Raw genomic sequence first — 6298 nt, forward strand, 5'->3', positions numbered from 1 at the left:
CAGGACCCGCGACAAATAAAAACGCACTTGCTAACAATGTGAAACTCGAAATTCGAGAAATTAAAAGACGTGTCATTGTGATCCTCTTGTAGTCGCAAACGAAATGCTTGCAACACTAGAGGGTATGGGCAATTGGCGAAATAAAAAGTCTGTTTGATCGATAACTGATCTCAATGTCTCCTAGATTTGATCTAAATCAATTCAACTAGAAATTCCCTATGAGATATTGGCCGGCAGCCTGAGGCGATGTCAGCCCCCGATTTGGCGCGTTGGGTCTGCGTTCCTTGGTCAAGGCTTAACCAGACCCACAACCTTTCAAGGAATCATCATGACTCAAAACGTTGGCGGCATGGACCGCACTCTCCGCATCATCGCCGGATTGGCGCTGATCATCTTGGCGGCTACTGGCATGCTGGGGCCATGGGCGTGGCTGGGCGTGATCGTCTTGGCCACCGGTGTCGTGGGCATTTGCATGCCTTACACCTTGTTTGGCTTCAGCACCTGTGCCATCAAAACCCATCCCGAAACCCCTGCTGAGTGACACGAAACATTTGCGCTATCGAACCTGTTGTGCTGGCACGGCTGTCCGTGTTAACCGTTAGCAGATTAAATTCATAACCAAGGCGGGTGATACTTTCAGCGCTACGTATCCCCCCAAATGGCTTAACCGTAACAAAGACTGTATTTTTGCGGCGTGTGTGACAGTTAGGGGATTTTACGCAAAACACTAATCCTGATAGGATTAAGTTGTGAAAGTTGCTAAATTATTAGTTATGTTTCTGCTTTTTCTTGCAATTCCGTTGCAAGGCATGGCTGTAGCCAATCAAATGTTCTGTCACGGTAGTGGTACGGTTTCTACGGTTAGTTATGAAACTGCTGATCATTCAAACCACCAAGTAGCGGATCATCATCACGATCGATCCAAATCGTCGGATCATCAAACATCCAAAGCAGAGGTTGCAAAAAGCAAGAGCCAAAAATGCAGCACCTGCGCACAATGCTGTTTTGGAACCGCCTTGTTGCCTGCTCCGTTGATCCTGGTCTTTAATCAAGCAGTTAGCACCTTTATTGCGACTAACAATATGCTCTCAGGGGTGATTTCCCCCTTCAATTTAGAACGACCTCCACGTTCATTCCTTGCCTAAGCAATTGAGCAGCCTATCGGCTGCGTGAATTGCATTCGTTCTTGTGATGCGTAGACATCACGAGACGTTTTATTCATGGTTAACGAGGAATTTATGTTTATCAAATCTCCCAAGTCATGTCAACTGGCTTATGTTGTATTGCTTACCTGCTTTTATTCAGGCAATGCCTTTACTCAGTCTGAAATAAAACCTGAAGTATTTAGAGCTGAAAAGCCTATCGAATTGGTTTATCAGTCTTCTTTTCAAAACTACCAGCGCTACTCCGCTTCCGACATACAAACTTGGAAACAGGCCAATGACACAGTGAAAGATATTGGTGGTTGGCGCGAGTACGCAAAAGAAATAGCAAAGGACACGGACACTAAGCCTTCTTCTGCCAATCCTTCTAATGGAGCTCATTGATGAACTTCAAATTCAAAAAGATCAAAACATTGGTGTTTGTCACAGCGGTTATTGGGTTGTCAGGCTGTACCAGTTATGACTTGACCCAGGGTTTAGGCAGGGTGAACCGAGACGCTAATGGCTTCGCGCAAAACGAGCTGAATCTTGCAAAGAACAAGGAAGAGCGTGATAGGCGTCTTGCTGCAACGACTCAGCTTTTAGCCCAGCCTGTGGGTCAAAAAGAAGCTGTCCAATTGCTATTGGCAAACAGTCCTGCGTTCCAAGCATTGCTGGCACAAAACTGGGCCGAGGCGGCAAGTGCAGCGCAGTCGGGTCGTATTTCAAATCCGACGTTCGCTTTTGAAAGTGTTGTGACAGGCAGTGAGACCGAGTTGAATCGTTTCTTCAGATTTGGCTTGCTGGACCTGATTACTTTGCCTCAACGCTCGGCGATAGCAAAAGACCGAGTTGAACAGGCTCAGATCCGTATGACCGCCGAGGTGGTGGATCAAGTCACTCTTGTACGTCAAGCGTGGGTTCAGGCAGTTGCAGCAGAGCAGTCTTACAAATACGCAGATCAAGTGCTAGCCAGCGCAGAGGTGAGTGCTGAACTGGCCAGACGAATGGAATCGGTCGGCAACTTCAACAAACTGACCCGCGCCAGGCATCAGGTTTTTTATGCAGACGCGGCTACTCAAATGGCAACAGCCAAACAAGTGGCTGTTTCACGTAAAGAGGAGTTAGTGAGATTACTGGGTTTGGACGAGGCACAAGCAAAACAAATGTCTCTTCCTGAGAGGTTGCCCAACCTTCCAAAGCAACCGATGACACCAGAGGATGTTGCTAAACAAGTAAGTCAAGAGCGACTCGACATACAGCAGGCAAAAGCTGCCCTGAATGCTGCGGCCAAAGCGCAGGGCTTGAACAAGGTAACGAGTTTGACGGACATAGAGCTTTCTGTGAGGCGTGGCAGCGTAGCGGACAGCAGCACTTCTTCCTTTAGTTCAAGGCGTGGCTATGAGGTTGGCGTGAAATTACCCATCTTCGATTGGGGCGATATGCAGCGGGACGTCATGAACGCACAAACTTTGGCTGCCGCCAACTTACTTGAATCCACGATTCTTTCGGCTGGATCTTCTTTGCGTGAAAACTATGCTGCTTACAGAACTGCGTACGACATCTCTGTGCATTACAAAGATGAGGTGATTCCGCTGCGCAAGGTCATTTCAGACGAAAACGTACTTCGGTACAACGGCATGCTCATTGGCGTATTTGAGTTACTGGCTGATTCGCGTGACCAGATCGGCGCAGTGACCGCCGCTATTGCAGCAGAGCAACAGTTCTGGTTAGCAGATGCGGCGTTGCAAGCCACGCTCATTGGGCGTCCAACATCTATTGGGGTGTCTGAGATCAGCAGCACAACAAGCAATACGGCTGCTGGCCACTGAATGGGGAAAGACATGAATTCAAGACGAGATTTTTTTAAAACTGCCGGTATTGCTGGTAGTGCGATCGCAGCGGCTGCGGTGAGTCGAGTGGCCATGGCCGCTCTGCCAGAGCCCGTCCTTCAAACGAAGCCCGACACTATGCCGCCATTGGTCCCCAACACGGGTCGACCTTACAACCCCGTGGTCACACTCAATGGTTGGACACTGCCTTGGCGCATGAACCAAGGCGTCAAAGAGTTTCATTTGGTAGCAGAGCCTGTGGTGCGCGAAATGGCCCCCGGCATGAAAGCCCATCTATGGGGCTACAACGGTCAAAGCCCGGGACCAACCATTGAGGTTGTTGAAGGTGACCGTATTCGTGTTTTTGTAACCAATAAACTTCCTGAGCACACCAGCGTGCATTGGCATGGTCAACGAGTGCCTAATGGTATGGATGGTGTGTCTGGTCTGACACAAAAATCTATTCAACCAGGCAAGACCTTTGTTTACGAATTCATAGCGCGACGTCCCGGAACTTTTATGTACCACCCGCACGCTGACGAGATGACTCAGATGGCTATGGGGATGATGGGTTTTTGGGTCACTCACCCTAAAGAGAAGAATCCTCTTATTGATGAGGTTCAGCGTGATTTTTGTTTTCTGCTCAGCGCCTACGACATTGACCCGGGCAGCTACACACCCAAAATCATGACCATGCTGGACTTTAATTTATGGTCATGGAACAGCCGTATTTTTCCGGGCATTGACAGTTTGAACGTTCGCTTGAACGACAAGGTACGCATTCGATTCGGCAACCTCACCATGACCAATCATCCGATCCATTTGCATGGCCATGAGTTTCAGGTCACTGGCACGGATGGCGGTCCCATACCCAAAAGTGCACGCTGGCCTGAAGTCACCACCGATGTGGCCGTCGGGCAAATGCGTCAAATTGAGTTTGTGGCTGATGAAGAAGGGGACTGGGCATTTCACTGCCATAAAAGCCATCACACCATGAACGCCATGGGCCACGATGTACCCACCATGATTGGCTTAGACCACAGGGGGGTAGCGAAAAAAATCGCTAATTTAATACCCGACTACATGGTGATGGGCGAACGCGGTATGGCAGATATGGGCGAGATGGAGATGCCAATTCCTGACAACACGGTTCCCATGATGACGGGCCAAGGTCCTTTTGGTGGCGTTGAGATGGGCGGCATGTTCTCCGTGTTGAAGGTGCGCAAAGAGCAAAAACCGGGGAATTATGAAAATCCCGATTGGTACAAGCATCCCTCCGGCAGTGTGGCTTTTGAGTGGACCGGCGAGTTGGTTGAGCCTGCACGCTTTAAAGCTGAAAGCGGTCAATCAATGCCGTTTACAACACCATCCAAAAAGGATATTGAAGTACAAATACGCAAACCCTCTGGCCACGCTGGTCATTGATCCTCTTTTTAATCCTCAGTAAAGGAAACTCCATGAAATTTAAATTTATCGTTGCAACCGTATCGGCATTTTTGCTTTCATCAATCGCCCCTTTGAGTTTTGCCAATGGCAATCACGCAGGCGGGCACTCGGACTCAGAGGCTATCGGTAAACCCGGTAAAGCCGTCAATGTCAAGCGTACTGTCACAGTAGAAATGCTTGACACCATGCGGTTCGCACCCGACAGCATCATGGTCAAACAAGGTGAAACGATCAAACTGATTGTTAAAAATTCAGGCAAGGTGAAGCACGAAATGGTTATGGGTACGGAAAATGAACTGAAAGAACACGCTGAGATAATGAAAAAAAATCCTGAAATGGAGCATGCCGATGAGAACCAAGTAACGGTGCAACCGGGGAAATCTGGTCAGATCGTTTGGCAGTTTACAAAAGCGGGTAAAGTTAATTTTGCATGCTTGCAACCAGGCCACTACGACGCAGGCATGGCTGGTAGCGTGACAGTTAGCAAAGCCAAGGGCAATACCCATGGCCATGAATCTGATCACAACCATTGATTTTTTTAATTCTTTTTAGGAATACTTTATGAAATTTTCTAAATATCTTTACGTAGCCTTACTGGTTTTTTCTTCTTTTTGCTTTCCAACAGTCTATGCCCAAGACAAAGCCCACTCGGCGGTGGGTACGGTGTCTGCTGAAAACATGGCCGATGGCGAGATCAAAAAGATTGATCGTGATAACAAAAAGATGACGATCAAACACGGCGATATCAAAAGTTTGGACATGCCTGGCATGACCATGGTTTTTCAAATTCGCGATGCCGCTTTGTTGGAAGCATTCAACGCAGGCGATAAGGTTAAGTTTTCTGCAGAAAAATTAGACGGCGCCTTTGTTGTCACTGGCATGCAATTGGCCAAGTAGTTCATACAGGCTGATTGATGAGGCTAAACCTTCCTGTCAAGATCGTCATCGGTGCGCTTGGTGCTTTGAGCTCGCTTTCTGCATTGAGTGGACCGATGGGATTCAAAGACAGTTGGATGTCTATGGGGGACATCAGTCCAAACTGGCAGGAGGTCTTTGTTAACTATGCTCTCACTGCACGAGACGGCGCAGGAGCCTCAGCATTGGTCATGCGCTCAGACGACGGCACCAAGACGCGCCAATTCACGGAAGCCATCTACACGAGACTGGCCAGGCGCTGGAATATGCCTGAGTCCCAGGCCAACATTTGGTTCATCGGGGGTATCGGGAATATCACAGGCAACGATTTTTCTGGCTCAAAGATACTGATCTCGCCGGGAATACAAGTCGATTATGAGACCACCCGCATCTATGCTTCGGCTACAGCCAGACTCTACCGAGCCCAGGGACTCAACCACGACTTTGGTTCGGTACGAGCCGGATTCTCTTTTTACGAGGTGGACTACGACCAAACGCAACCTTGGTTCATCTTAGAGGTCAGGCGCATGCAAGGGCTTACGGATAAGACCGAAGTCACGCCCATGCTGCGACTGATTCATAACCGCTATTTCGTGGAGCTTGGGGTGAATAACGCATCCCAAGCTCGAATGAACTTTATGTATATTTTTTAACAGGAGTATCTCGATGAAGAAAATTGTCATCGCCTTAGCAATGGGCATAACTGCAATTTCATCCATGGCCGCTACCAGTATGAAATTCACCGTTAACGGAATGGTTTGCTCTTTCTGCGCGCAAGGTATCGAAAAAAGTCTTGCCAAAATGGGCGCAACAAAGGAAGTCTTCGTGGACTTAAAGAAGAAAACTGTTGCAGTGGAAGCAAAGGACGGCCAAGTGCTCGACGCCAAGGCCATCTCTGCAGAGATCGTTGATGCTGGCTACGACGTGGTCAAGATCGAGACTGTGCTGCAATCAGTTGCCGAG

General features: G+C 48.5%; 9 protein-coding genes. All 9 read left to right on the top strand.

Going from position 1 to position 6298, the window contains the following annotated elements; genetic code table 11:
- Positions 1-328: 328 nt before the first annotated feature.
- Entirely contained in the window at positions 329-541 is a 213-nt protein-coding gene (locus tag AC9UG7_RS06250) for a YgaP family membrane protein (protein WP_509585684.1), read from the top strand.
- A gap of 208 nt (positions 542-749) precedes the next feature.
- A complete protein-coding gene (locus AC9UG7_RS06255; protein ID WP_509585686.1) occupies positions 750-1145 on the top strand; it encodes a hypothetical protein in 396 nt (131 codons plus the stop codon).
- A 93-nt stretch (positions 1146-1238) separates the two neighbouring features.
- Positions 1239-1547, top strand: a complete 309-nt coding sequence (locus AC9UG7_RS06260) for a hypothetical protein (RefSeq protein ID WP_509585688.1) — start codon at positions 1239-1241, stop codon at positions 1545-1547.
- Complete coding sequence (locus AC9UG7_RS06265; RefSeq protein WP_509585690.1) at positions 1547-2974, top strand: TolC family protein; 1428 nt, start codon at positions 1547-1549, stop codon at positions 2972-2974. Before AC9UG7_RS06260 ends, AC9UG7_RS06265 begins: the two co-directional genes overlap by 1 nt.
- A 12-nt stretch (positions 2975-2986) precedes the next feature.
- Positions 2987-4399 (top strand): multicopper oxidase family protein, encoded by a 1413-nt coding sequence (locus tag AC9UG7_RS06270; protein WP_509585692.1) that lies wholly within the window; start codon positions 2987-2989, stop codon positions 4397-4399.
- 32 nt (positions 4400-4431) lie between these two features.
- On the top strand, positions 4432-4953 hold the full coding sequence (locus AC9UG7_RS06275; protein WP_509585700.1) for a cupredoxin domain-containing protein: 522 nt from the start codon (positions 4432-4434) through the stop codon (positions 4951-4953).
- A 28-nt stretch (positions 4954-4981) separates the two neighbouring features.
- A complete protein-coding gene (locus AC9UG7_RS06280; protein WP_509585694.1) occupies positions 4982-5317 on the top strand; it encodes a copper-binding protein in 336 nt (111 codons plus the stop codon).
- A 17-nt stretch (positions 5318-5334) separates the two neighbouring features.
- The gene (locus tag AC9UG7_RS06285; RefSeq protein WP_509585696.1) at positions 5335-5988 is read left to right on the top strand and encodes a hypothetical protein; all 654 of its coding nucleotides are present in this window, start codon (positions 5335-5337) and stop codon (positions 5986-5988) included.
- Positions 5989-6001: 13 nt separating this feature from the next.
- Positions 6002-6298 (top strand): heavy-metal-associated domain-containing protein (locus AC9UG7_RS06290; protein ID WP_509585698.1); only part of this gene is annotated, 297 nt, incomplete at its 3' end.

This window comes from Limnohabitans sp. (genome assembly GCF_046052765.1).
GTDB lineage: Bacteria > Pseudomonadota > Gammaproteobacteria > Burkholderiales > Burkholderiaceae_C > Limnohabitans.